General features: G+C 69.1%; 21 protein-coding genes and 1 pseudogene. 12 read left to right on the top strand and 10 right to left on the bottom strand.

Translation table 11 applies throughout. From position 1 onward, the window contains the following. Nucleotides 1-240: pseudogene (locus TU34_RS23580) on the top strand (IS1380 family transposase); the annotation flags it as partial. A gap of 151 nt (nucleotides 241-391) precedes the next feature. On the opposite strand, the gene TU34_RS13230 reads toward TU34_RS23580, so the two are convergent. Then, on the bottom strand, nucleotides 392-1,600 hold the full coding sequence (locus tag TU34_RS13230) for an MFS transporter (protein WP_045823244.1): 1,209 nt from the start codon (nucleotides 1,598-1,600) through the stop codon (nucleotides 392-394). Continuing rightward, nucleotides 1,597-2,385: an alpha/beta fold hydrolase gene (locus tag TU34_RS13225; protein WP_045823243.1), complete on the bottom strand. Its 789-nt coding sequence runs from the start codon at nucleotides 2,383-2,385 to the stop codon at nucleotides 1,597-1,599. Before TU34_RS13225 ends, TU34_RS13230 begins: the two co-directional genes overlap by 4 nt. 102 nt (nucleotides 2,386-2,487) lie before the next feature. On the opposite strand from TU34_RS13225, the gene TU34_RS13220 reads away from it, so the two are divergent. Continuing rightward, nucleotides 2,488-2,838 carry a MerR family transcriptional regulator gene (locus TU34_RS13220; protein WP_045823242.1) on the top strand — a complete coding sequence of 117 codons (351 nt, stop codon included), beginning with the start codon at nucleotides 2,488-2,490 and terminating at the stop codon, nucleotides 2,836-2,838. Between the two features lie 28 nt (nucleotides 2,839-2,866). Here the strand turns inward: TU34_RS13220 and TU34_RS13215 are convergent, their stop codons facing one another. After that, on the bottom strand, nucleotides 2,867-4,006 hold the full coding sequence (locus TU34_RS13215; protein WP_045823241.1) for a PQQ-dependent sugar dehydrogenase: 1,140 nt from the start codon (nucleotides 4,004-4,006) through the stop codon (nucleotides 2,867-2,869). Between the two features lie 81 nt (nucleotides 4,007-4,087). On the opposite strand from TU34_RS13215, the gene TU34_RS13210 reads away from it, so the two are divergent. Together TU34_RS13210 and TU34_RS13205 are read left to right on the top strand one after the other, a co-directional pair. Beyond that, the gene (locus TU34_RS13210; RefSeq protein ID WP_045823376.1) at nucleotides 4,088-5,224 is read left to right on the top strand and encodes a DoxX family protein; all 1,137 of its coding nucleotides are present in this window, start codon (nucleotides 4,088-4,090) and stop codon (nucleotides 5,222-5,224) included. A 9-nt stretch (nucleotides 5,225-5,233) separates the two neighbouring features. After that, nucleotides 5,234-5,926 (top strand): hypothetical protein, encoded by a 693-nt coding sequence (locus TU34_RS13205; RefSeq protein ID WP_045823240.1) that lies wholly within the window; start codon nucleotides 5,234-5,236, stop codon nucleotides 5,924-5,926. A 25-nt stretch (nucleotides 5,927-5,951) separates the two neighbouring features. On the opposite strand, the gene TU34_RS13200 is transcribed toward TU34_RS13205, so the two are convergent. After that, the gene (locus TU34_RS13200) at nucleotides 5,952-6,773 is read right to left on the bottom strand and encodes a crotonase/enoyl-CoA hydratase family protein (RefSeq protein WP_045823375.1); all 822 of its coding nucleotides are present in this window, start codon (nucleotides 6,771-6,773) and stop codon (nucleotides 5,952-5,954) included. A 34-nt stretch (nucleotides 6,774-6,807) separates the two neighbouring features. Continuing rightward, complete coding sequence (locus tag TU34_RS13195) at nucleotides 6,808-7,818, bottom strand: zinc-binding alcohol dehydrogenase family protein (RefSeq protein ID WP_045823239.1); 1,011 nt, start codon at nucleotides 7,816-7,818, stop codon at nucleotides 6,808-6,810. Between the two features lie 103 nt (nucleotides 7,819-7,921). Here TU34_RS13195 and TU34_RS13190 point away from each other — a divergent pair, with 103 nt between their 5' ends. Next, a complete protein-coding gene (locus TU34_RS13190; RefSeq protein WP_045823238.1) occupies nucleotides 7,922-9,280 on the top strand; it encodes an LLM class flavin-dependent oxidoreductase in 1,359 nt (452 codons plus the stop codon). A gap of 56 nt (nucleotides 9,281-9,336) precedes the next feature. Here TU34_RS13190 and TU34_RS13185 read toward each other — a convergent pair whose 3' ends face one another. Further along, the gene (locus tag TU34_RS13185; protein WP_082080269.1) at nucleotides 9,337-10,998 is read right to left on the bottom strand and encodes a GMC oxidoreductase; all 1,662 of its coding nucleotides are present in this window, start codon (nucleotides 10,996-10,998) and stop codon (nucleotides 9,337-9,339) included. 260 nt (nucleotides 10,999-11,258) lie between these two features. Here TU34_RS13185 and TU34_RS13180 point away from each other — a divergent pair, with 260 nt between their 5' ends. After that, nucleotides 11,259-12,590, top strand: a complete 1,332-nt coding sequence (locus TU34_RS13180; RefSeq protein ID WP_052688905.1) for a family 1 glycosylhydrolase — start codon at nucleotides 11,259-11,261, stop codon at nucleotides 12,588-12,590. A 3-nt stretch (nucleotides 12,591-12,593) separates the two neighbouring features. Here TU34_RS13180 and ilvD read toward each other — a convergent pair whose 3' ends face one another. After that, the gene (gene ilvD / locus TU34_RS13175) at nucleotides 12,594-14,441 is read right to left on the bottom strand and encodes a dihydroxy-acid dehydratase (protein WP_045823236.1); all 1,848 of its coding nucleotides are present in this window, start codon (nucleotides 14,439-14,441) and stop codon (nucleotides 12,594-12,596) included. Nucleotides 14,442-14,514: 73 nt separating this feature from the next. Then, complete coding sequence (locus TU34_RS13170) at nucleotides 14,515-15,012, bottom strand: PH domain-containing protein (RefSeq protein WP_238981284.1); 498 nt, start codon at nucleotides 15,010-15,012, stop codon at nucleotides 14,515-14,517. 328 nt (nucleotides 15,013-15,340) lie between these two features. Here TU34_RS13170 and TU34_RS13165 point away from each other — a divergent pair, with 328 nt between their 5' ends. From TU34_RS13165 to ilvC, 3 genes are all read left to right on the top strand, one after another. Continuing rightward, nucleotides 15,341-17,239: an acetolactate synthase large subunit gene (locus tag TU34_RS13165; protein ID WP_408068752.1), complete on the top strand. Its 1,899-nt coding sequence runs from the start codon at nucleotides 15,341-15,343 to the stop codon at nucleotides 17,237-17,239. Then, nucleotides 17,236-17,739, top strand: a complete 504-nt coding sequence (ilvN, locus tag TU34_RS13160) for an acetolactate synthase small subunit (protein WP_045823234.1) — start codon at nucleotides 17,236-17,238, stop codon at nucleotides 17,737-17,739. Before TU34_RS13165 ends, ilvN begins: the two co-directional genes overlap by 4 nt. A 98-nt stretch (nucleotides 17,740-17,837) precedes the next feature. Further along, nucleotides 17,838-18,839 (top strand): ketol-acid reductoisomerase, encoded by a 1,002-nt coding sequence (gene ilvC / locus TU34_RS13155; protein ID WP_200932790.1) that lies wholly within the window; start codon nucleotides 17,838-17,840, stop codon nucleotides 18,837-18,839. A 310-nt stretch (nucleotides 18,840-19,149) separates the two neighbouring features. Here ilvC and TU34_RS13150 read toward each other — a convergent pair whose 3' ends face one another. Continuing rightward, nucleotides 19,150-19,812 carry a chymotrypsin family serine protease gene (locus tag TU34_RS13150; protein WP_045823232.1) on the bottom strand — a complete coding sequence of 221 codons (663 nt, stop codon included), beginning with the start codon at nucleotides 19,810-19,812 and terminating at the stop codon, nucleotides 19,150-19,152. Between the two features lie 239 nt (nucleotides 19,813-20,051). Here TU34_RS13150 and serA point away from each other — a divergent pair, with 239 nt between their 5' ends. Genes serA through TU34_RS13135 form a run of 3 tightly spaced genes read left to right on the top strand, consistent with a single transcriptional unit; the run spans nucleotide 20,052 to nucleotide 23,541 of the window. Further along, nucleotides 20,052-21,647: a phosphoglycerate dehydrogenase gene (gene serA / locus TU34_RS13145; RefSeq protein ID WP_045823231.1), complete on the top strand. Its 1,596-nt coding sequence runs from the start codon at nucleotides 20,052-20,054 to the stop codon at nucleotides 21,645-21,647. Continuing rightward, on the top strand, nucleotides 21,644-22,654 hold the full coding sequence (locus TU34_RS13140; protein ID WP_045823230.1) for a 3-isopropylmalate dehydrogenase: 1,011 nt from the start codon (nucleotides 21,644-21,646) through the stop codon (nucleotides 22,652-22,654). The genes serA and TU34_RS13140 overlap by 4 nt, the downstream gene beginning before the upstream one ends. Nucleotides 22,655-22,689: 35 nt before the next feature. Continuing rightward, entirely contained in the window at nucleotides 22,690-23,541 is an 852-nt protein-coding gene (locus TU34_RS13135; RefSeq protein WP_045823229.1) for a class I SAM-dependent methyltransferase, read from the top strand. Here TU34_RS13135 and TU34_RS13130 read toward each other — a convergent pair. Beyond that, the gene (locus TU34_RS13130; protein ID WP_203225454.1) at nucleotides 23,522-24,745 is read right to left on the bottom strand and encodes an MFS transporter; all 1,224 of its coding nucleotides are present in this window, start codon (nucleotides 24,743-24,745) and stop codon (nucleotides 23,522-23,524) included. The genes TU34_RS13135 and TU34_RS13130 overlap by 20 nt on opposite strands. Nucleotides 24,746-24,789: the final 44 nt, after the last annotated feature.

Genomic DNA, 24,789 nt, shown 5'->3' with positions numbered 1-24,789 from the left:
TGGCTGACCTGCGTGCAACTCGCCGCCGACCTCGTCGCCTGGCTCCGGCTCCTCGCCCTGCACCAGCTACCCCAACTCCGCTCGTGCGCCCCCAAAGCCCTGCGATACCGGCTACTACACACCCCAGCCCACCTCGTCCACACCGCGAGAAAACGCCTCATGCGCCTCCCCGACACCTGGCCCTGGACCGCCGACATCATCTCCGCGTGGACCGACGTCACCACGCTCACACCACCCTGACCAGCACAAACACCCCGACCGCCACCGACCCAAGGACCCGAAGACCCGCCCACCGACACAGCCAGCCGGCAACCTCCGCATGCCCACATCACCAAACCAGCAGCCACACAACAGAATCAGTAATCAGCGCAACGCTGGTGAAAGACTGAGGCTAGGCGGTGTCGGTCACGGTCGTCGGCGAACGCAGGGCGAGGACCACCATCGCCGACGCTGCGACCGCGATCAGACCGGCTGGTGCCAACCACGCCTCGCCGATCGTGGAGAGGGTGCCGCTCCCGGCCCACGAGCCGCCGGCGATCCCGACCTGGAACGCCAGCACGTACACCGCCGACGCCGCGAGGCGGTCGACCAGGGGGTCGGCGTGCGACGCTCGCAGCACCGCGCTCTGCAGTGCCGGTGCAGCGCAGGCGAACGCTGCGCCCCAGAGGAGCACGGCCAGGATGAACAGTGCCGCGCCGCCGGTCGTGATCATCACCATGGCGACGGCCATCCCGCCGAGGATCGCGCTGAGGACGGCGCGCAAGCGGTGGTCGAGGAATCGCCCCACGAGCGACACCGTCACCAGACCTGCAGCGCCGTAACCGATCTGCAGGGCCGACAGCGACGTCGATCGGATACCGACGTCGTCGGCGAGCAGCGACAGGTAGGTGTATGGGATGTAGCACGCCGCCACCACCGCCACCGTCGCCGTACTGAGGCCGAACACCTGCGCGGGAATGGTCGGGAGTCGACGCGCGCGGCGGCCACGGGAACCAGAGGACCCGACCCGCGGCCGGGTCTGCGCCGCCGGGAGGGTCGCACGCGCCGCGACCGCGAGGACGACGGCCACCACACCCACCGCCATCGCCGTTGGTCGCCACCCGACGAGACCGGTCGTCGCGGTCACCAGGGGAGCACCCACGACGAGTCCGAGTGCTCCGCCCACGAACACGCGCGCCGTAGCCCGACCCGGCGCACCCGGGCTCATCGACGCCGCCACCGTCGGCACCACCGACCACAGCAATCCGTGCGGGACGGCCGCGACCGCCCGGGCGGCGTAGGCCCACCACAGGTTGTCGGAGAGCGCGAAGGCGACCTGCGACACCGCCAGGACGAGCAGCGACAGGACGATGAGGCGGCGTCGGTCGAGATGACGCGTGAGCGCCACCACCGGGATGATCACGACGACGGCGGCGATGGCGTAGACGGCGAGCAAGGTGCCCGCGGCGGCCTGCGAACACCGCAGTCCGGCGGCGAGTTCGGGCACGATGCCCACGGGGAACATCTCCGCGGTCATGTAGACGAACAACGCGCCGGTCAAGGTGATCGACGCGCGGTTCCATCCCGCGTCACCGGATCGGCCGCGACGCTCGGCGCTCACAGGCCGTGCGTGTCGAGGAAGTCGCCGATGTCGTCGATCCAGGTCGAGGCCTCCGACGGGGTGAAGATGTGGCCGGCGTCGGGGTACTCGAGAACCCTGGCGCCGGGGATGGTCCGCGCCAGCGCGCGCGTGGTGGTCGGGAGCACGATGCGATCCTGCCCTGCCACGACCACCGTCGTCGGGACGGACACCGCCGCGGCATCGGTGGTGATGTCGAGCGTCGCGGCGAGGAGGGCCTGATCGGGTCCACCGTCGGGGAGCGATGCGGCGGTGTCGACGACCGCCCGTTCGGTGGCGGCGGGGTCCAGTGTGCTCAGAACATGGGGCGACGACAACGCCACGAGCAGCCGGGCGAGCGTCGTCGGATCGGTGGCCGCGAGATGTCGCCACACATCGACCACGAGGCGGATCTGCGCGTCGGCTCGGGCGAAACCGACGGTGAGGAACAGTCCGGACACCCGGTCGGGATGGCGCTGCGCCGCGGTGACGGCCACCGCACACCCCAACGACAGCCCCAGTATCGGGAAGCGGTCGTGCCCGTCGGCGACCGCGGCGGCCACCAGTCCGTCGGCGAGCGCCTCGAGCTCGAGCGGACGCGACTGCCGCGGCGTGGACCCCGATCCCGGATAGTTCACCCCGACCAGTCGACGCCGCGCGGACAACGCCGCGATCACGTCACCGAAGTTGAGGTCCACCGCGCCACCGGCGCCGTGGGCGAGCACAAGGGGTCTGCCGGCACCGGAGGCGATCACATCGGGTCGGTCGATGCCTGCTGCACGTGTCATGGTGACCGACGCTAAACTCTGACACCGGTGTGAAGGTCAAGCGTTCATCGCGCATCGACGCGGAGGTGTGGCCGGGTCCACGGTCGTGAGGAGAGGTCGCCCATGAGAATCGGTGAGGTGGAACGACTCACGGGCGTCTCCGCGCGATCGCTGCGCCACTACGACGCCCACGGTCTGCTGGCGACGAGCCGCCACAGCAACGGCTACCGCGAGTTCGCCGACGGAACGGTGCAACAGGTCGTCCGCATCAAGAGGCTCATCGAGGCGGGTTTCACCCTCGAGACGATTCGCGACGTGCTGCCCTGTGTAAACGGTGACCGGGTCGAGATGTGCCCGGAGGTGGCGTCGCTGATCCGCGAGGAACTGTCCGAGATCGACGACGCCATGGCCGATCTGGCGCGTCGCCGAGATCTCGTCACCTCGATGTTGATCGGGCAGCGCCTGTCTCGCTGAGACCCTTCGGCGCGACGGCGCGTCCGGATCAGACGTTGCTCTCGGAACTGGTCGGCGGGAGGAACCGCACGACGCGGTCGTCGGTGGCGACCGGGCGTCCGCCCTGCTTGTTGATCGTGCCCACCTGGAACAGTCCCGACGGCAGCGCCGTCATCCGCCCCAACGCGCCGTAGCGCTTCTCGAACACGACGACCGGCGGCGACACCGTCGGCTTCTCGCGCGTCGGCTCGCCGAGCAGTTCGACCCGCTGGGTGCGCGCGGTCGACACGAGCACGCTCGATCCGGCTGCGGCACAACCGGATATCTGCGGCCGGTCGGGCCACGTCCACAGCGGGCGCAGGGTGCCGGTGGTGTCGATGATCTGCAGGCGGTCCTCGGTCGGCGCGCGATCGGTCAGGTACAGCTGACCGCTGCTCGCGTTCGCGCAGATCGTCGCGTTCGCCCCGAGCCCCGACGCCAGGACCCGCGGCGCGGCAGTGCTGCCCGAGGTCAAGGCGGTGACCGAGAGGAGCTTGCCCGCCAGCGAACCGGGGTCGCCTGCCGAGGCCGGGTTCCCCGCGTCGCCGGTGGCCACCAACAGCTCGGTGGGCGAACGGAAGTGCAGCGAACCGACGTTGCCCGTCGCGCCCTTCGGGATGCCCGTGAGGATCGGTTTCGGTGTGTCACCGGGGGCGATCCGGACCACCCGGTTGTCCGAGGCGGTCGAGATGTAGGCGTAGATCAGGCGGTCCTGGTCGTAGGTGGGGGACGGCGCGAAGTCCATCAGACCGCCGTCGCCGTCGGCGTCGACGGGGATCGACGCGATGACCCGCTTGGGTCCGTTGCGCCGCGTGGCGATGATCTGGCCGGTGGTGCGTTCGGCGACGACCGTCGACTCGCCCTGGGCGTCGCCGCCGGGCATCACCGCGCTCGTCGCGCCGAGACAGGTCGCGATGACCGCCGGATCGGGATCGACGCACGGACCCGTGGGTGCCGGCCCCTCCTGAGGCGACTGACTCGGCGGTGTCGGTGTCGGGACCACCGGCGTCACGGTCTCGGAGGTGAAGTCTCCGGCGGCCCGCGCACGATCCTCATCACCGAAATCCGCACAGCCGCCCAGCAGCGTGGCCACGACCAGCAACGCCGTCGTCACGACGACGATGCGTGTGCGGCGTGCTCGGTCGGACATGCGCCCCAGGGTAGGTGATCGGCGCGACGCGGCGGTGTCACGTCACCGGCGAGCGCCGCTCGACCACCTAGGGTGAACCAGGTGAGTGAACGAGATCGTGAGCAGCGTCCGCAGGGCTCGAGCCCGTACGACGAGCCGACCGAGACCTTCCGTATGCCCCAGACTCCGCCGCCGGGTCCCGAGGGGACCTCGACCGGCGTGCACGGTTACCAGCCGTACCGCCGTGACGGTGGCGACACCGAGAGCCACGACGACGCCACGACCGCGATCCCGGCCGCCGCCGCGTCGTCGGACACCGCGCACGACAGCACCGCGGCCGAGGACACGGCACCGAAGACCACGGCCATCCCGGTCGACCGCGATGCCTTCCACCGCGAGCACAACCGTCGCGCCGCCTACGCCGACGACGACGCGGTCCCCACCTACCGCTCGGACCGGGTCGCCGACCGCGACCTCGACGACCACGACATCGACGCCGACGACTCGCAGACCCGGGCACTCGACACCACCGGTCGCGACGAACTCGACGACCCGGTGTCGGATCGCCGCTCGCGACGCTTCTCGCGATCGGGACGCCGGTCCGATCCGGAACGGCTCGGCCGGGACGCCCTCGACGACGAACTCGCCGCCGCGCAGGCCGCGCGACGTCGCGGGACGACCGACCTCGGGTTGCTCGCGCTGCGCGTGGCGGTCGGGCTCATCGCGATGGCCCACGGTGCGCAGAAACTGTTCGGCTGGTGGAACGGACCGCGTCTGAGCGGATTCGAGGACTTCCTGCTCAACGCGCCGAACACCAACATCGGGTTCTCGGCCGACGCCGCCAAACCCCTCGCCATCGTCGGCGCGTTGTCGGAATCGCTGGGTGGGCTGATGCTCGTGCTCGGGCTCCTGACCCCGATCGCCGGTTCGGCCGTGCTCGGGGTGATGATCATCGCCGCCACGTACAAGGCGACACTGGCCGGCGGGGTCTGGTTCTTCGCCTCCGGATCAGCCGGACCGGGCGTCGAATACGAGCTGTTCCTCGGCATCGCGGCGGCGTCGATCATCCTCGCCGGACCGGGTCGCATCTCCCTGGACTTCGGACGCGGGTGGGCTACGCGTCCCTTCGTGGGGTCGGTCGCATGGTTGGTGGTCGGCATCGCCGCACCGGTCGCGATCTGGATCCTGTTCAACGGCACCAACCCGTTCCAGTCGCCGGGGAATCCGTCGACTGGCTAGTTTGGAGCGATGGGCGCCGTCGGGGACATCATCGGCCACTACTGGTGGCTCGTGTTCGTGGTGGGCGGACCCGTGGCCGGTGGCGTCAAGGCCGTCGCCGCGGCCAACGAACGGCGCGCGCAACGACGACTCGAGCGCTACCGCATCAAACAGCAGGCAAAGATCGCCGCGGCACAGGCCCAGGGCGTGGCGCGTGTCGACCGTGAGCAGGATCTCCGGGCGATCACCAGGTTGTTGTCCGAACACGACGACACCGACGCCCGCTGGTTCGCCTACGAGACCGACGTGGTGAACCTGCTCGAGTTCCCCATGATCACCGACATGCGCGAGCCGCTGACCGCCGCGTTCCACCGCGCCAAGCGCACCGCCGACTCGCTGCGTCCCGACGTCGCGGAGGACCTCGTCGGACTGGCCGATGCGCAGGAGGCCTACCGGGTGGCCGTGCACGACTACGCGGTCGCGTTCGACACCGCGGAATCGGAGGCGCGACGGAGACGTCGCGGCGACTTCTCCGAATCCGAGCAGCGTCGACTCGTGCGCGCACAAGGCCTGTTACGGATGGCCATGGACACCGCGTCGACCCCGGCCGAGCGGCAGGCGGCCTACCGGCGCGCGCGTGAGGAACTCGACGGGTTGGTGTCGTTGCCGACGGTCACCTACTCCCAGCTCGAACGCACCGTCTCCGGCGAACTCGAGGCGTGATCGGGTCGATCACCCGCCGTGGACGTCACTCACCGCGGAAGGTGGCCGGGCGCTTCTCGAACACCGCGGTGATGCCCTCGGTGAGATCCTCCGACGGCAGGAACGCCGCGTTCCAGGCCGCGACGTAGCGCAGCCCCTCGGTCACCGTCGCCGCGCGCTCACGATCGAGGACGTCCTTGACGCCCTGCACCACCAGCGGCGGGTTCGCCGCGATCTCTGCGGCCGTCGCGCGGGCGGCGGCCAGCGCGGCATCAGCGTCGTCGAGGACGTCGTTCACCAGACCGATCGACGCCGCGCGTGAGGCATCGATGTCCTTGCCGGTGTAGGCCAGTTCCCGCAGGTGGCCCTCACCGATGATCGCGGGCAGACGCTGCAGCGACCCGATGTCGGCGACGATGCCGATCTTGGCCTCGCGCACGCTGAACTTCGCGTCGGCGCTGGCGTAGCGGATGTCTGCCGCCGCTATCAGATCGACGCCACCACCGATGCACCATCCCTGGATCGCGGCGATCACGGGCGTACGGCTGTCGGCGACCGCGGTCACCGAGGCCTGCATCGACTTGACGAGCGTGTGGAAGCGGCTGCGGGGTCCGGCGAGGGCGCGCTCGGCGAGCAGCGGGGCGAAGTCGCCACCCATCTCGGCCAGGTCGAGTCCGAACGAGAAGTGCTTGCCCGATGCGGCGAGAACCACTGCCCGCACCTCCGGATCGGCGTCGAGTTCGGCGAAGACCTGCGGCAACTCGGTCCAGAACGCGCGACCCATCGCGTTGCCCTTGCCCGGTCCCAGCAGGGTCACCTGCGCGACGTGGTCGGAGATGTCGACGGAGAACGCTGTCCATTCGGTCATGGGGAGCACCATAGCGAGGCCGCGCCCGCCGTCGTCATCCCCGGGTGAGCACGACCTTGCCGATGACCGAACCCGATTCGGACCGGGTGTGCGCGTCGCGCAGGGTGCCGGGGTCGATGGGCGAGAGCGTGGTGGTCGCCGTGGTCCGGATCCGGCCGGCGTCGACGAGGTCGGCGATCTCGGTGAGGATCCGGTGCTGGCTGTCGTCGGTGGGCCGGTAGAGCGGCACCGAGAACATGAGCTCCCAGTGCCAACTCTGCGACCGCGACTTCAACGGCAGGGTGTCGAGGCCCTCGGGTTCGTCGATGGCGACGACCGCGCCGCCGACGGCCATGATCTCGGCGTAGGTCTCGACGTTGCCCTCGGAGTACGGGGAGAAGATGTGGTCGACGCCGCCGGGGGCGATGGCCGGCACGGCGGTCGACAGCTCGCGCGGGTGCACCACGTGGTGGGCCCCGAGGTCACGCACCCACTGCTGCGACTCCTCGCGACTCGCGGTGGCGATCACGGTGACGTCGGTGAGGGCCCGCGCGAGCTGGATCATCATCGATCCGACCCCGCCGGCACCGGCGACCACGAGGAGGGTCCCCGAACTCTGTGCGGTCAGTCCCAGTCGGGCGAACAGCGATTCGTGGGCGGTGATCGACGTCAGCGGCAGGGCGGCGGCGTCACCGAACGACAACGAGGCCGGTTTGCGGCCGACGATGTGTTCGTCGACGAGCTGGTACTGCGCGTTGCTGCCGGGTCGGTTGATGACGCCGGCGTAGAAGACCTCGTCGCCGACGGCGAAGCGCGACACCGAGTCACCCACCGCGACAACGGTCCCGGCCGCATCGAACCCCAGCACGCGCGGTGCGTCGTCGGCGTCGAAGGACGAGCGCACCTTGTGGTCGACGGGGTTGACCGACACCGCGGCCACCTCCACGAGGAGGTCGTGTTCACCCATCGGGTCGAGCGGGACCTCGACCTCGACGAACGAGTCGGAGGCGTCGACGGGACCGGGGGCTCGCGCGGCGACGGCCCGGGTGGTGGTGGGGATGCTCATGTGTCCACCGTAGCGCCGCCGCCGGCGAGCGGGTCGAGAGTCGTTGCGCCCGCGGTGATCGCAAGCGTTGTCGCGCCCGCCCCCGGTCCGTAGAACGATCGGCATGCCCCGTCAACTGCACCTCGGTGGATTCCAGATCGCCTCGCACGTCACCCACTCCCACGCCGCATGGCGCCATCCCGGTTCCGATCCGGGCTTCCTGACCCCGGAGTACTACCACCGGATCGGACGCACGCTCGAGCGCGGCACCTTCGACTTCGTCTTCTTCGCCGACCTGTTGGCCACGCCGACCAACTTCGGCAGCGGTATCGACGTGTCGCTGAGCCGCGGCACGCAGGCGAGCGCGACCCTCGACCCCTCGGTGGTCGCGGCCAGCATCGCGGCGGTGACGTCCCGACTCGGCATCGCGATCACGAAGTCGACCACCTACTTCCACCCATACGAGGTGGCGCGCATCTTCGCCAGCCTCGACCATCTCTCCCGCGGTCGCGTGGCCTGGAACATCGTGACGTCGTTGTCGAGCGCCGAAGCGGTGAACTTCGGTGCCACCGAACATCTCGACCACGACCTGCGCTACGTCCGAGCCCAGGAGTTCCTCGAGACCACGCTCGCGCTGTGGTCGAGCTGGGACGCCGACGCACTGGTGCAGGACAAGGCCAACGGGTTCTTCGCCGATCCGGACAAGGTCCACGCGATCCATCACGACGGCGACTTCTTCCGCGTGCAGGGCCCGCTCAACGTCCCGCGTTCGCCGCAGGGTCGGCCGGTACTGATCCAGGCCGGATCATCGGACAGGGGAAAGGATTTCGCCGCGCGGTGGGCCGAGGCGATCTTCGAGATCGACCCGACCCCCGAGGGGCGGCGCGCCTACTACGACGACGTGAAGTCGCGTGCGGTGAATGTCGGTCGGCGACCGGAAGACGTGAAGATCCTGCCGTCGTTCATCCCGTTCGTCGCCGAGACCGCGTCGATCGCCCGGGAGAAGCAGGCGTTCCACAACGAGTTGGCCGATCCGATCTCGGGCCTGATCACCCTGTCGGTGCACACCAACCACGACTTCTCGACCTACGATCTCGACGCGCCCGTGGAGGACATCGCGGTCAGCGGCACCCAGGGGCTGTTCGATGTGGCGCGACGCCTGTCGCAGCGCGACAACCTCTCGCTGCGCGACATCGGCAAGCTCTACGCCCAGGGCGTGTTGCTGCCGCAATTCGTCGGCACGGCAAGCGATGTCGCCGACCAGATCGAGGCGGGGTTCACCGGGGGAGAGGCCGACGGCTACATCCTCTCGGCGGCCCAGTCGCCCGGCACGTTCGACGACTTCGTCGATCACGTCGTCCCGGAACTGCGCCTCCGCGGTCTGTTCCGGACCGAGTACACCTCCGACACCCTGCGCGGGCACCTCGATCTCGCGCCCGTGCCCGCACACGAGACCAACGTGGGACTCGTCGGCTCGCGCTAGCCGATCAACCTCCGGCTGTGAACACCCGATTCAGCCTCCGGCTGTGAACACCCGATTCAGCCTCCGGCTGAGACGATCTCGGCCATGTTGCGCTCGGCGAGAGCGGTGATGGTGAGCGACGGGTTCGATGCGCCCGCTGATCCGGGGAGCATCGATCCGTCGAGAGCGTAGAGGTTCTTGTACCCCTTCACGCGGCCGAAGGAGTCCGATGCGCGACCCAGGGTCGCCCCGCCGCACATGTGACCCCACAGGACGTCGGGTTCGTAGACGACGGCCTCGACCGGGAAATCGGCGTGCGCCGCGAGCTTGTGTCCGATGCGCAGGCAGTTGTCGTCGACGCGGCTGTTGCCGTTGCCCGGCCAGTCGAGGATCACGCGATCGTTCTTCGCGTGGTACTCGAACTTCCCGCGGGTCGGGTCGATGGAGGTGATCCCGGCCTTGAACACCGACGTGTTCGCCTGCGCCAGAACCGGATCGAGGGGGCCCAGGCCGTTCGAGCCGTTCACGACGACGCGGGCGAGCGGACCGGAGGTGTCATAGAAGGCGACGGTGCCGACCGCCGACTGGGGGCCCTTCTTGCTGCGGCCTACGCCGACGTCGATGTTGCCGTTGCCGTTGTTGCCCCAACCGGCACCGATGTACTCGTTCAGGTTCGGCAGGGTGCCGGTGTCGCGGGCCTTGACCAGCAGGCGGTTGGTGCCCAGTGAACCGGCGGCGAGCACCAGACGGTCGGTGGTCAGCGTGCGGCGCGACAGGACGTCGCCGTAGGGGCTGACGTAGTCGACCTCGAGCACGTAGCGTCCCGACCGCTCCACGTGGATCCCCTGCACCACGTGGCGCGGGTGGATCGTCGCCTTCCCGGTCGCCTCGGCACGCGGGAGGTAACTGAACGCCAACGAGTTCAGCGATCGGTTGGAGTTGTAGGCGGCGCCGGTGATCGTCTGTGGTGCGGCACGACCGGCGATCTCGTCGCGCACCACGTCCCAGTTCCAGTTGCCCTCGGCCTTGTAGGTCGAATACCCGGCGGCCTTCGCGACGCGTTCGAAGTCACGCCCGTTGTCGAAGTGGCGGTCGGCGTAGATGTCGTCGGGAACGACCGTCGCCCCGAGACCTGCCATCGCCTTCGGGTACCAGAGGCGGCTCATCTCGTCGTGGTCGACCAGACCGCGGAAGACCGCGTCGAAGCCCTCGCGCCGTGAGGCGACGGTGATGCCGATGTAGATGTTCGATCCACCGCCGACGGCGGCCGCGCAGATGAGGCCCGCGTTGTGGTGCCAGCTGATCTCGGCGAGACCACCGAAGTCGTCGATCCCGGTCATCGCGCCGATCGCCTGGCCGTAGGCGGGGATGGTGAGGGACGACGGACCGTTCGGGCCGAGGGAGTCGTCGGCGAGTGACTGCGGCGCGTGCCAGTACTGACGGCCGTCGGCGCCGAAGATCTCACGCCGCGGGTCGTGCGGCCACCGGCTGCCACGCTCGAGAACGGTGGTCTGGATCCCGGCCTGCGCCAGACGCAGTGCACTCACCGCGCCGCCGAAACCCGACCCGATGACGATGGCCTCGGAGTGCTGCCGCGGTGCGGGAACCGGGCGGAAGATCTCGGGGACCAGCTTCTCGTAGCGTCCGTACCGCCGGGGTGCCGCCGAGGCGGTACCCGCGAGTGACGTCGCGAGCGACGGGATACCCGCTGCCGCCATCGACGCAGCGGACAGCTTCATGAACGAGCGGCGATCCATTACCGATTCCCCCCACAGGAATGTCTGTTCGCCTCAGTCCCCCCGGGCGAAACCGTTCGGAGCCGGTGCGACCTGGATCTCACCGCTCCGCTGCCGCCAACTCGGCGTACAGCATTTGACACCCTACCGTCTCGATCACCGATCCGCGGACGGTGGGAGCGATAAAGTCCCGGAGTGGCCGGTGTGTCGGAGTCCGGGAACGCTCGACATTCGTCCGGGTCGTTCGACGAACGGGATCGCTCATGAGCACGTGGCGTCGTCTCCTCTCGGTCCTGATGGTGGGCGGGTTGTCCGCAGGGGTGTTCCTCGCCGTTCCGCCCGCCGCCGTCGCCGCGCCGTCGTCCGGATCTGCAGTCGCGCAGCTGAGTTCGGGCTTTCGATTCGGGGTGGCATCGTCGGGTTTCCAGACCGAGGGGCACAACCGCGACTCGAACTGGACGCGCTACGGAGCGCGCGGGCAGGTCGTCGAGCCGGTCGGGAACGCCGTCGACTTCTTCCATCGGTACCCCGAGGACATCGCCCACGCGCGGGCGCTGGGCGTTTCCGTCTACCGCGTGTCGGTGGAGTGGTCGAGGGTGGAACCCGCACCCGGCCGCGACGATCCGGCCGCCTGGGCGTTCTACGACAGGGTGATCGGCGGGATCGTGGCGGCCGGGATGACCCCGATGATCACCCTGAACCACTGGGTCCACCCCGGATGGGAGGTCGACCGGGGCGGGTGGAACCGGCCGGGCATGGCCGACGACCTGATCGGGTTCGCGACAAAGGTGATCGATCGCTACGCCTGGGCCCGCCCGTCGTGGGTGACGTTCAACGAACCGACCGAGTACGTCCGCCGCGAACTCACCTTCGGCGGCGTCCGCCCGCAGAACGTGAACCGGATGGTCGACGGCATCGTGCGCGCACACCGCACGCTCTACGCCCACATCCATGCCGTGCAGCCCGATGCGCAGGTCACCTCGAACCTCGCCTTCTTCCCGATCCCCGGTGTGCAGGCCTTCCTCGAAGGACTGTTCCCGAGCCGGATGGCGGGCACGCTCGACGTGATCGGCATCGACGCCTACTACTCGGTCTCCCTGCTCGACTACAGCACCGCCGCGAGCGCGACCGGCGACTTCGCACGCAGCAGCCAGGCGCCCGAGGCGATCTACTACGTCCTACGGCATGTCGCCCGTGAGTTCCCCGGGGTGCCGCTGTACGTGGTGGAGAACGGCCTGGCCACCGACGCCGCCGGGCGCCGCCCCGACGGATACCGCCGAGCCGATCACCTGCGCGACACCGTGTACTGGATCCAACGGGCCGTTGCCGACGGTGTCGACGTCGTCGGCTACAACTACTGGAGTCTCACCGACAACTACGAATGGGGTGACTACACAACCCGTTTCGGCCTGTACACCGTCGACGTCGCCGGTGACCCGTCACTGACCCGCAGGCCGACTCCGGCGGTCGCCGCCTACCGGCAGATCATCGCCGATCGCGGCGTGCCCGCCGGATATCGGCCGACGCGCGCACCGGCGCTGTGCTCCTTCGTCGACCTACCCGACAGCTGCACGTATCCCGCCGTGGTGCGCTGAGGCTCAGCGGACCTGTCGCACAGCACCTTTGTCGGCCGAGGTCGCCATGGCGGCGTACGCCCGCAGCGCGGTGGTGACCTTGCGTTCGCGCTCGGCCCTCGGCTGCCACGGACGCTCGGACGCCTCCATCTTCGCGCGACGTTCGGCGAGGACGTCGTCGTCGACGAGCACCTCGAGGCGGCGGGTGGCGACGTCGATGAGGATCCTGTCGCCGTCCTCGATCAGTCCGATGACGCCGCCGGCCGCGGCCTCGGGGGAGACGTGGCCCACCGACAGCCCCGACGAACCGCCGGAGAACCGACCGTCGGTGACCAGCGCGCACCTGCGGCCCATGCCGGTGCCCTTCATGAAGGCCGTGGGGTGCAGCATCTCCTGCATCCCCGGACCGCCCGCGGGCCCCTCGTAGCGGACGACGAGGACCTCGCCGGCCTGGATGGTCTTGCTCAGGATCACCTGCACGGCCTCGTCCTGGCTCTCCACGACGCGCGCGGGACCCTCGAAATGCCACAGCTCCTCGTCGATGCCCGCGGTCTTGAGCACCGCGCCGTCGGCGGCGACGTTGCCGGTGAGCACGCACAGGCCGCCCTCGGCGGTGTAGGCGTGCTCGAGATCGCGGATGCATCCGCCCGCGGCGTCGGTGTCGAGCGAACTCCACCGGTTGTCGGTGGAGAACGGTGTGGTGGTGCGGACGCCGCCCGGGGCCGCGTGGAACAACTCGATCGCCTCGGCGGTGGCGGTGCCACCGCGGATGTCCCAGTCGTCGAGGAAGGACGCCATCGTCGGCGAATGCACCGTGGACGTGGTGTCGTCGAGGAGCCCCGCACGGCGCAGTTCGCCCAGGATGGCGGGGATTCCGCCGGCCCGGTGCACGTCCTCCATGTGGTAGTCGGAGTTGGGGGAGACCTTGGCCAGGCACGCGACCCGGCGGCTGATGTCGTCGATCACCGACAGATCGAAATCGGCGACCTCGCCTTCCTGTGCGGCGGCGAGGACGTGGAGCACCGTGTTCGTCGATCCGCCCATGGCGACGTCGAGCGCCATGGCGTTGCCGAACGCCGCCGTGGTGGCGATGCTGCGGGGGAGCACCGAGGAATCGTCGTCGCGGTAGAACTTCGTCGCGGCCTCGACGATCACGGTGCCGGCACGGCTGAACAGCGCGCGGCGTGCCTCGTGCGTGGCCAGCGTGGAACCGTTGCCCGGCAACGCGAGTCCGAGCGCTTCGGTCAGGCAGTTCATCGAGTTGGCGGTGAACATGCCCGAGCACGATCCGCACGTGGGGCACGCGGCCTCTTCGACGGCCTTGAGCGCCTCGTCGTCGACGGCGTCGTTCGCCGAGGCCGAGATGGTGGTGATCAGATCCGACGACGGGTGCACGACACCCCCCACCGACACCGCCTTGCCGGCCTCCATCGGCCCGCCGGAGACGAAGACCGTCGGCACGTTCAGCCGCATGGCCGCGTTGAGCATGCCGGGAGTGATCTTGTCGCAGTTGGAGATACAGACCAGTGCGTCGGCGGTGTGCGCGTTCACCATGTATTCGACGGAGTCGGAGATGATCTCGCGGCTGGGCAGCGAGTAGAGCATGCCGTCGTGGCCCATCGCGATGCCGTCGTCGACGGCGATGGTGTGGAATTCGCGCGGCACGCCGCCCGCGGCGCGGACCGCGTCGGCAACGATCTCGCCGACGTCCTTGAGATGCACGTGTCCGGGCACGAACTGGGTGTAGGAGTTGGCGATCGCGACGATCGGCTTGCCGAAGTCGTCGTCGGTCATCCCGGTGGCGCGCCACAGGGAGCGTGCGCCGGAGGCGTTGCGTCCGTGAGTGGTGGTGCGTGATCTCAACGGCGGCATGGTGGGACCTCGGTTCGATCGTGGGCGAGCGGGTGCGGGCGGACCCGTGGGCGGGCCTCGCGCGCAGAACAGCCTACGCGCCGTCGCGTGCGGCGTACGGGTCCGGGATCCGGCCCGAGCTGGCCGCCGACAACCGCGGCAGATCCCGGAACGAGATCGCGGGCAGACGCATTCGCGAGGAGTCGGTCAGCACGGCACGCACCGATCCCCACCGGGGGAACGACAGACCGTCGAGCTGATCCCAGGTGATCTCCCGTGCGCGCAGAGCGCCGACCGCACGCAGTCCGCTCTCGGTGACCACGGTGCGCAGGCGGAACATCCACACCGCGACGAGGACGGGGACCACGAGCGTCCACCCGAGGTAGACCAGGGAGGTGCCCGCGAGCACCACCGCGCTGATCATCATCATCACCGGCGCGAAGTAGGCCATCGGCGCGATGCGGAACTGCATCGGCAGCGTCACGGTGTCCCGCTCGCTGGGACGGCTGGGGGTGGCGTCGTCGGCGACGGTCACCGGTTGGTCGGTGACGGTCTCGCTCTCGCCCTGGTCGGGCCGGTCGTTCTCGGGCACCACGTCATTGTGGCATCCGCGCATGTCGATCCCACTATCTGGGACCGCCTCGAGGGCAAGTTGACTGCCGCGCAGGTCGCGACCTACCTTTGCAGGCGTGATGCACAACGACATTCTCGTACTCGGCCGGCGCGTCAACGCCTGACCGGGATCTCCCGAGACCTCGAACCAAGCATCGACGCGCCACCCTCGACCAGCTGAGAGCTGTCGGGGGTTTTTTGTTGTCCGACTCCATCTCGACCAAGCAGAGGAAAGTGCAGTGAGCGCACCAGCAGCACGTTCCCAGGACGGCGTCTCCCCCTCCGGGGACACCGGGCCCGGGACTCGCGTGGCTCCCACCCCCTTGTCGGCCCGGCCCCGCACCGTCGGTGCCGCGACCGTCGCACCCGAACGTGTCAGCGGCGCCAAGGCCGTGGTGCGTTCCCTCGAGGAACTCGGCGTCGACGTGGTGTTCGGCCTGCCCGGTGGCGCTGTCCTGCCCGTCTACGACCCGCTGCTCGACTCGACGAAGGTCCGCCACGTCCTCGTCCGCCACGAGCAGGGAGCCGGGCACGCCGCGACCGGATACGCGCAGGTCACCGGCCGTGCCGGCGTCTGCATCGCGACGTCGGGTCCCGGTGCCACCAACCTCATCACGCCGCTCGCCGACGCCCAGATGGACTCGGTGCCCGTCGTCGCGATCACCGGTCAGGTGGGTCGCTCGCTGATCGGGACCGACGCCTTCCAGGAGGCCGACATCACCGGCATCACGATGCCGGTCACCAAGCACAACTTCCTCGTCACCTCCGGCGCCGACATCGCCAAGACCATGGCCGAGGCGTTCTACCTCGCCGAGAGCGGTCGTCCCGGTGCGGTCCTCGTCGACATCCCCAAGGACGTCCTGCAGGCGCAGACCACCTTCTCGTGGCCGCCGCAGATCGACCTGCCCGGATACCGGCCGGTCACCAAGCCGCACGGCAAGCAGGTCCGTGAGGCCGCCCGCATGATCGCGGCGGCCAAGCACCCGGTCCTCTATGTCGGCGGTGGCGTGATCAAGGCCGACGCGTCGGAGGAACTCCTGACGCTCGCGGAGATGACGGGCATCCCGGTCGTCACCACGCTGATGGCCCGGGGCGCGTTCCCCGACAGCCACAACCTGCACCTGGGCATGCCCGGCATGCACGGCACCGTCGCGGCGGTGGCCGGTCTGCAGCGCAGCGACCTGTTGATCACCCTCGGCGCGCGGTTCGACGACCGCGTCACCGGTCAGCTCGACTCGTTCGCGCCCGACGCGAAGGTCATCCACGCCGACATCGATCCCGCCGAGATCGGCAAGAACCGGTTCGCCGACGTGCCGATCGTCGGTGACTGCCGCGCGGTCATCAGTGAACTGATCGAGGCGATCCGCGACGAGCAGGTCACCAGCAACGGCGCCGCCGACCTCACCGAGTGGTGGAGCTACCTCGACGGCATCCGTCGGACCTATCCGCTGAGCTACGACCGGCCGGCCGACGGATCGATGTCGCCGGAGTTCGTCATCTCCTCGGTCGGCAAGGCCGCCGGACCCGACGCGGTCTACTGCGCCGGCGTCGGCCAGCACCAGATGTGGGCCGCGCAGTTCATCTCCTACGAGAAGCCGCGCACCTGGCTCAACTCCGGCGGGCTGGGCACCATGGGTTACGCGGTGCCCGCCGCGATGGGCGCCAAGATGGCCGCACCGGAGAAAGAGGTGTGGGCGGTCGACGGTGACGGGTGCTTCCAGATGACCAACCAGGAGTTGGCGACCTGCGCGATCGAGGGGATCCCCATCAAGGTCGCGCTGATCAACAACGGCAACCTGGGCATGGTCCGTCAGTGGCAGACCCTGTTCTACGACCAGCGCTACTCGAGCACCGACCTCGCCACCCACTCCCGTCGCATCCCCGACTTCGTGAAGTTGGCGGAGGCGTTGGGCTGCGCGGCATTCCGGTGCGAGAACGAGGCCGACGTCGACGACATCATCGCCCAGGCGCGGGCCATCAACGACCGTCCCGTGGTCATCGACTTCATCGTCGGTGCCGACGCGCAGGTGTGGCCGATGGTCGCCGCCGGCACCGGCAACGACGAGATCATGGCGGCCAAGGGAATTCGCCCGCTGTTCGACGACGACGAGTCCGCCTCCGAGTCGATCGACGTCAACGCCGTCGCCGACCCGGCCACCCCGACCACCGGGGGAGCCCGCACGAAGTCCGGAGGAGAGTCGCTGTGAGGACCACCCACACCCTGAGCGTGCTCGTCGAGGACCGTCCCGGTGTTCTCGCACGCGTCTCGTCGCTGTTCTCGCGTCGCGGGTTCAACATCGAGTCGCTCGCCGTCGGACCGACCGAGCTCAAGGGGATCTCGCGGATGACCATCCTGGTCTCCGTCGAGGACTTCCCGCTCGAGCAGGTGACCAAGCAGCTCAACAAGCTGATCAACGTCATCAAGATCGTCGAGCAGGATCCCGACACGTCGGTGTCGCGGGAGCTGATGATGATCAAGGTGCGCGCCGACTCCTCGAGCCGTGCCGACGTCATCGGCGTCGTGGACCTGTTCCGCGCCAAGGTGATCGACGTGTCGACCGAATCGGTGACCATCGAGGCCACCGGCACGTCGGACAAGCTCGAGGCGCTGCTGCGGATGCTCGACCCGTACGGTATCCGCGAGATCGCCCAGTCGGGCGCGGTCGCGCTCGGCCGAGGACCCAAGAGCATCTCGGCCACGCGCTGAGTTTCTCGACCGTGCGGTGACACCGCACGGCACAACCGAACGAGCATCGGTAGGCGATGCCGATCGAAACCGAAGGGAAGTTTTCAGTGGCAGTCGAGATGTTCTACGACGATGACGCCGACCTGTCGATCATCCAGGGCCGCAAGGTCGCTGTGATCGGATACGGCAGCCAGGGACACGCGCACTCGCTGAGCCTGCGTGACTCGGGCGTCGACGTGGCGATCGGTCTCCGCGAGGACAGCAAGTCCCGCGACAAGGCCTCCGAGCAGGGTCTCAAGGTGATGACCGCGGCCGAGGCGGCCAAGTGGGCCGACGTCATCATGCTGCTGGCGCCCGACACCTCGCAGGCGAAGATCTTCACCGACGACATCGCCCCGAACCTCGTCGACGGCAACGCGCTGTTCTTCGGGCACGGACTCAACATCCACTTCGACCTGATCAAGCCGGATGCCTCGATCACCGTGGCGATGGTGGCGCCGAAGGGCCCCGGTCACCTCGTGCGTCGTCAGTTCGTCGACGGCAAGGGCGTGCCGTGCCTCATCGCGGTCGACCAGGACCCGAAGGGCGAGGGCGAGGCGCTGGCGCTGAGCTACGCCGCGGCCATCGGTGGCGCGCGCGCCGGCGTCATCAAGACCACCTTCAAGGAGGAGACCGAGACCGACCTCTTCGGTGAGCAGGCCGTGCTCTGCGGCGGCACCGAGGAGCTCGTCAAGACCGGCTTCGAGGTCATGGTGGAGGCCGGATACGCCCCCGAGATGGCCTACTTCGAGGTGCTCCACGAGCTGAAGCTCATCGTCGACCTCATGTACGAGGGCGGCATCGCCCGCATGAACTACTCGGTGTCGGACACCGCGGAGTTCGGTGGGTACCTCTCGGGCCCGCGCGTCATCGACGACGGCACCAAGGACCGTATGCGCGGGATCCTCAAGGACATCCAGGACGGCACGTTCGTCAAGCGCCTCGTCGCCAACGTCGAGAACGGCAACTCGGAGCTCGAGAACCTGCGCCAGCGCAACGCCGAGCACCCCATCGAGGTCACCGGCAAGAAGCTGCGCGACCTCATGAGCTGGGTCGACCGGCCGATCACCGAGACCGCCTGATCCACCTGCTCCACGAAGGCCCCCATTCCCGAACGGGAGTGGGGGCCTTCGCCGTTCCCGCAGTTGGGCACATAACGACCGCAGTTGGGCACCTAACGACCGCAGTTGGGCACGTAACGACCGCAGTTGGGCACGTAACGACCGCAGTTGGGCACCAGTCCGGCTCGGGCCCGACGGGGCGTGCCCAACTGGCGGCTTTACGTGCCCAACTGGCGGCCTCACGTGCCCAACCGGCGGAGACGACGAAGGCCCCCAACGGATGTCCGTCGGAGGCCTCGGTCGGTCTGTACCCCTCGCGGGGCGGGTCAGGTCAGATCGGTCGGTAGTTGTTCACGCCCGACCGCGCCATGGCGTTGAGGATGGGGCCGATGTTCGAGCCGGTCTCGGGTCCGATGCAGGCGGTGAAGTAGTAGGCGTTGACCATGCCGATGAGGCGGTCACCGACGACGACGGGGCTGCCCGAGTCACCCTCGGCGACGCACACGGCGCTGAAGTGCGACTGGTTGTCGGAGAAGAACGTCACACCGCAGGTGCGGCCGGTGGTGCGACCGGTCTTGCACAGCACCGACGGGAACTGGGGGGCCGCGGTCGAGATCGACCGGATGGTGACACCGCCGACCGAGCGCAGGGGGACGACGCGGTTGGCGTCGAACTGGATGACGTCGAAGTCGAGCGGGGTGTTCGAGACGATGATCCGGCCGGCCTGTCCGCGACTCGGGAAGGCCTCGGAGTAGACGGGCTGTCCGACGGTGCCGCAGTGGCCGGCGGTGAGACCGACGAGGCGTCCGGCGGAGTCGCGTCCGATGGTGGTCAGCGTGCACGCGGAACCGTCGTTGCCGCCCTTGAGGATGACGATGCCCGAGCCGCCGCCGAGGAAGATGTCCGGCTTGGCCGAGGCGGTGCCGGCACCGGCGACCATCAACATCGTCGCTGCTGCCGCGACCGCGAGCAGGGCCGCCAGTTTCTTCACCATTGGTACTCCAGTTCCTCAGTTCGCCCGGTCCGCCGGACCGACGCCGATCCGTGGCCGTCGCCGACCAGACCCACCGATGCACTCGAGTAATCCCGAGCCAAGCGCAATGTATCCGTAACGCCTGTCACACCGCCACTCCGTGACACCCGTACAGGGCGTGGACTCCGGTGTTTTGCCGGTTGCAGAGCCCTCTAAGCTGATCGCTGAAGTCGTTCCCGACCACACAGGAGATATCTCGCGTGAGTACAACCGGTCGTCCGATCGTCGTGATCGCCGACAAGCTCGCACCGTCCACCGTCGAGGCACTCGGGGATGACGTGGAGGTGCGGTGGGTCGACGGCCCGGACCGTCCGAAGCTGCTCGAGGCGGTGACCGACGCCGACGCCATCCTGGTGCGCTCGGCCACCACCATCGACGCCGAGGTGCTCGCCGCGGCCCCGAAGGTGAAGATCATCGCCCGCGCCGGTGTCGGCCTCGACAACGTCGATGTACCTGCGGCAACGGAGCGCGGGGTGATGGTGGTCAACGCGCCCACCTCCAACATCCACACCGCCGCCGAGCACGCGATCAGCCTCATGTTCGCCGTCGCCCGTCAGATCCCCGCGGCCGACGCGACGCTGCGCGAGCACCAGTGGAAGCGGTCGAGCTTCAACGGCGTCGAGATCTTCGGCAAGACCATCGGTGTGGTCGGCCTGGGCCGTATCGGCCAGCTGGTCGCCGCCCGACTCGCGGCATTCGAGACCGAGATCATCGCCTACGACCCCTACGTGTCCCCCGCGCGCGCAGCACAATTGGGTATCGAATTGGTGTCGCTGGACGATTTGCTCTCCCGAGCCGATCTGTTCACCGTCCACCTGCCCAAGACGCCCGAGACGCTGGGCATGATCGGCACCGCCGAACTGGCCCGCACCAAGCCCGGTGTCATCGTCGTCAACGCCGCCCGCGGCGGTCTGATCGACGAGGCCGCACTGGCCGAGGCCATCAAGTCCGGCCACGTACGCGGCGCCGGGCTCGACGTGTTCGCCACCGAGCCGTGCACCGACAGCCCGCTGTTCGAGCTCCCCGAGGTCGTCGTGACCCCGCACCTGGGTGCCTCCACCTCCGAGGCCCAGGATCGCGCCGGCACCGACGTCGCCAAGAGCGTGCGTCTGGCGCTCGCGGGTCACTTCGTCCCCGACGCGGTCAACATCACCGGCGGCGCCGTCGACGAGGTCGTCGCGCCGTGGCTGGAGCTCTCCCGCAAGCTCGGCGTGCTCGTCGGCGCCATCTCGGGCCAGGTGCCCACGGCCATCACCGTCGACGTCCGCGGTGAGTTGGCCGCGAGCTCGGTCGACATCCTCGGCCTGTCGGCGCTGCGCGGATTGTTCTCGGCGGTGCTCGAGGACCCGATCACCTTCGTCAACGCTCCCGGTGTCGCCGCCGACCGCGGCGTGACCAGCGAGGTCACCACCGCGACCGAGAGCCCCAACCACCGCAGCCTCGTCGACCTCAAGGCCGTGTTCGGTGACGGTTCCACGGTCAACGTCGCCGGCACGCTCAGCGGGCCCAGCGAGGTCGAGAAGATCGTCAACATCAACGGACGCAACTTCGATCTGCGTGCCGAAGGCCGCAACCTCGTCGTGAGCTACGGCGACCAGCCCGGCTCGCTGGGCAAGATCGGCACGCTGCTCGGCAACGCCGGCATCGACATCGCCGCCGCGGGCCTGTCGCAGGACGCCGACGGCAAGGGCGCGACCGTGCTCCTGCGCGTCGACCGTGAGATCCCGTCCGATGTCGTCTCCGCCATCGGTGAATCGGTGTCGGCCACCCTCATCGAGCAGGTGGACCTGTCGTGAAGCTCGCCGTCATCGCCGGCGACGGTATCGGCCCCGAGGTCGTCGGCGAGGCGTTGACCGTCCTCGAGGCCGTCGTCGACGGGGTGTCGACGACCGAGTACGACCTCGGCGCCCGCCGCTACCACCGCACCGGTGAACTGCTCACCGACGACGACCTCGCCTCGATCCGCTCCCACGACGCGATCCTGTTGGGTGCCATCGGCGATCCGTCGGTGCCGCCGGGCATCCTCGAGCGGGGGCTGCTGCTGACGATGCGTTTCGCACTCGACCACCACGTCAACCTGCGCCCGAGTCACCGCTACGACGGTGTCACCTCGCCGCTCGCAGGCGATCCCGACATCGACTTCGTGGTGGTGCGCGAGGGCACCGAGGGCCCGTACACCGGCAACGGTGGCGCCATCCGCGTGGGAACGCCGCACGAGGTGGCCACCGAGGTCAGCGTCAACACCCGCTTCGGGATCGAACGCGTGGTCCGCCACGCGTTCGACCTCGCACGTACCCGCCGCAACCATCTGACGCTGGTCCACAAGACCAACGTGCTGTCGTTCGCCGGGTCGATGTGGCAGCGCACCGTCGACGAGGTCGGCGCCGAATACCCCGATGTGACCACCGATTACTGTCACGTCGACGCCGCGACCATCTACATGGTCACCAACCCGGCGCGATTCGACGTCATCGTCACCGACAACCTGTTCGGCGACATCATCACCGACATCGCCGCGGCGGTCAGCGGTGGAATCGGTCTGGCGGCGTCGGGCAACATCGACGCCACGCGCTCCAACCCGTCGATGTTCGAGCCGGTGCACGGCAGCGCGCCCGACATCGCAGGGCAGGGCAAAGCCGATCCGACCGCGGCCATCCTGTCGGTCGCGCTCCTGTTGCGCCACCTCGGCGACACCGCCGCCGCCGACCGGGTCGAGCAGGCGGTCGCCGCGGACCTCGCCACCCGCGGGGACGCCGTGTCGTCGACGTCGGAGACCGCCGCCCGCATCCGTGCCCGCCTCTAGCGCAAGAACTCTCGACATCTCCAGGCGCCGGGGCGATGCGGGACGGGCAACCGAGCGCGACGGCCTTCGGCGCCGCGCGACACCGCGCGGTGCACCAGGATCTCGACGGCGGTGTCGTGTTCAGCGATCCGCTCGCGTGGGCGATCCTGGGTGTCGACGACCGTGCGCGGATCGTCGAGTCCGCACGGGCTGGGTCGCGACACGGCCTGCGATGGTTCATCGCCGCGCGCCATCGATTCGCCGAGGATCGGGCGCGCATCGCGACGACCCGCGGCGTCCGACAGGTCGCGGTCCTGGGCGCCGGCCTCGACACGTTCGCCTACCGGCAACCGGACCCGGCGGTCACGGTGTTCGAGGTCGACCACCCGGCGACGGGGAAGTGGAAGCGAGAACGACTGCGGCAGGCGGGGATCGCGATCCCGGCATCGGTGCGCACGATCGGGGTGGACTTCGAGCGCGACGACCTGATCGCGGCGATGACCGTGGGTGGATTCGCACCCGATGATGCGGCCGTGGTCATGTGGCTCGGTGTCATGCCCTATCTCACGCCCCCTGCGGTTGCGACGACACTCGGGGCGTTCGGTGCCATGGCCGACTGCGAGATCGTCTTCGACTACAGCGCGCCCATCACCGATCCCGATGCCGCGGCGCTCGCCGCCGCGTCCGATCTGCGCGCACGCACCGCGCGTGTGGGTGAGCCGCTGTCGGACCCGGTCGCCCCGGCCGAGCTCCACAGGGTGTTGCGCACCGCAGGGTTCACGGTGATCGACGATCTCGACCGACCGGCGATCCGTCGCCGCATCCTCGGGCTAGAACCGCTCGGCGGATCCGGTGGTGGCCACATCATCTCGGCCCGCACCGGCGAGGTCAGCGCGAAACGACCGTGACGCCGGCCTCTTTCGGTCGCGGTGCGGGATCACGCGGCACCAGCGGCAGGGCGACCAGCGGGGCGAGCGACATCACGGCGAACGCGAGCGGGAACCCCGCCGCACCGATGAGAGCGCCGAACACCGGTGTGGTGGCCGAGGTCGCGAGGAACTGACCGGTGTTCTGTACCGCCAACGCGCGACCGCTCCACGACGGTCCGGCGTATTCGGCGATACCGGTGAAGGCGAGACCGTTGTCGGCGACGGTGATCACCGTCGCCACCACCATGACCGCGGCGGCGACGGGACTCGACACCCAGTCGGTGAGGGCCAGAACGGCACTCGACACCGCGGCGCCCAGGGCGATGACGCGGATCGGTTTCATCCGCGATCCCCACACATCCGACCACCGACCCGCGGCGATCCGGCCGGCCGCGCCGAGCACCTGGCTCACGGTCACCAGCACGCCCGCCGTACCGGGAGCCCAGTGATGGGCGACGATCAGCCACGCGGGGACGAAGGTCCACAGTGTCGATTGCGGGATCACGAGCAGCACGCTCACCGCGTGCACGCGCGGCAGGAACGACGAGGCGCGATACGGGTTCACGCCCGCACCGACGTCGGTCGCCGTACTGGTCCGGGGCGGATCGACGATCGTGACCGCCACCGCGACCAACCCCGCCAGTGACATCCCCACCGGGACCCACAGGCCTGCGGTCACGCCATGAGCCGCCGAGAGCACCGGGATGGTCAACGCGCACAGTCCGATCCCGAGTGGCTGCGCGGTCTGACGCACCCCCATGGCCGTACCGCGGCCGCGCGGGGGGAACCAGCCGACGACGATCCGACCACTCGCACCGTTCGTCGCGGCCGAGGCCATGCCGCCGATCAGGAGCCACGCCGCGAGTACCCCGCGTCCGAGATCGGTGGCCGACGACACCGCCGCGCCGGTGGTCGCGACGACGGTGAGGCCCAACGAGATCAGCAGGATCCTGCGTTCACCGAACCGATCGAGAGCCGCACCCCACGGGATGATCGTGAGCATCAGACCGATCGTGGGCACGGTGGCCAGCGTCGACGCCGCGGCGATCGACATCCCCTCGCCGGTGTGCAGTTCCGGGATGAGGAATCCGACACCGCTCACGGTGCAGGTCGTGGCCATCGCGCCGAGGATCGACGCGACGAGCATGGCCCACCTGCGGGTGGTCGACGGTTCGGTGTCCATCGTGATCGGCCTCCTGTCCTGCGGCAATCGTCGTGGTTCTCATA

Source organism: Williamsia herbipolensis, from assembly GCF_000964005.1.
GTDB lineage: Bacteria > Actinomycetota > Actinomycetes > Mycobacteriales > Mycobacteriaceae > Williamsia_A > Williamsia_A herbipolensis.
The sequence above is the reverse complement of the archived record's forward strand: the minus strand, read 5'-3'. Positions and strand labels throughout refer to the sequence as shown.

Excerpts from the sequence above, each read along its gene's own strand:
- TU34_RS13225 (WP_045823243.1), bottom strand. The coding sequence starts at position 2,385 with ATGACACGTGCAGCAGGCATCGACCGACCCGATGTGATCGCCTCCGGT.
- TU34_RS13220 (WP_045823242.1), top strand. The coding sequence starts at position 2,488 with ATGAGAATCGGTGAGGTGGAACGACTCACGGGCGTCTCCGCGCGATCG.
- TU34_RS13215 (WP_045823241.1), bottom strand. The coding sequence starts at position 4,006 with ATGTCCGACCGAGCACGCCGCACACGCATCGTCGTCGTGACGACGGCG.
- TU34_RS13205 (WP_045823240.1), top strand. The coding sequence starts at position 5,234 with ATGGGCGCCGTCGGGGACATCATCGGCCACTACTGGTGGCTCGTGTTC.
- TU34_RS13200 (WP_045823375.1), bottom strand. The coding sequence starts at position 6,773 with ATGACCGAATGGACAGCGTTCTCCGTCGACATCTCCGACCACGTCGCG.
- TU34_RS13195 (WP_045823239.1), bottom strand. The coding sequence starts at position 7,818 with ATGAGCATCCCCACCACCACCCGGGCCGTCGCCGCGCGAGCCCCCGGT.
- TU34_RS13190 (WP_045823238.1), top strand. The coding sequence starts at position 7,922 with ATGCCCCGTCAACTGCACCTCGGTGGATTCCAGATCGCCTCGCACGTC.
- TU34_RS13185 (WP_082080269.1), bottom strand. The coding sequence starts at position 10,998 with ATGAAGCTGTCCGCTGCGTCGATGGCGGCAGCGGGTATCCCGTCGCTC.
- TU34_RS13180 (WP_052688905.1), top strand. The coding sequence starts at position 11,259 with ATGAGCACGTGGCGTCGTCTCCTCTCGGTCCTGATGGTGGGCGGGTTG.
- ilvD (WP_045823236.1), bottom strand. The coding sequence starts at position 14,441 with ATGCCGCCGTTGAGATCACGCACCACCACTCACGGACGCAACGCCTCC.
- ilvC (WP_200932790.1), top strand. The coding sequence starts at position 17,838 with ATGTTCTACGACGATGACGCCGACCTGTCGATCATCCAGGGCCGCAAG.
- TU34_RS13150 (WP_045823232.1), bottom strand. The coding sequence starts at position 19,812 with ATGGTGAAGAAACTGGCGGCCCTGCTCGCGGTCGCGGCAGCAGCGACG.
- TU34_RS13135 (WP_045823229.1), top strand. The coding sequence starts at position 22,690 with ATGCGGGACGGGCAACCGAGCGCGACGGCCTTCGGCGCCGCGCGACAC.
- TU34_RS13130 (WP_203225454.1), bottom strand. The coding sequence starts at position 24,745 with ATGGACACCGAACCGTCGACCACCCGCAGGTGGGCCATGCTCGTCGCG.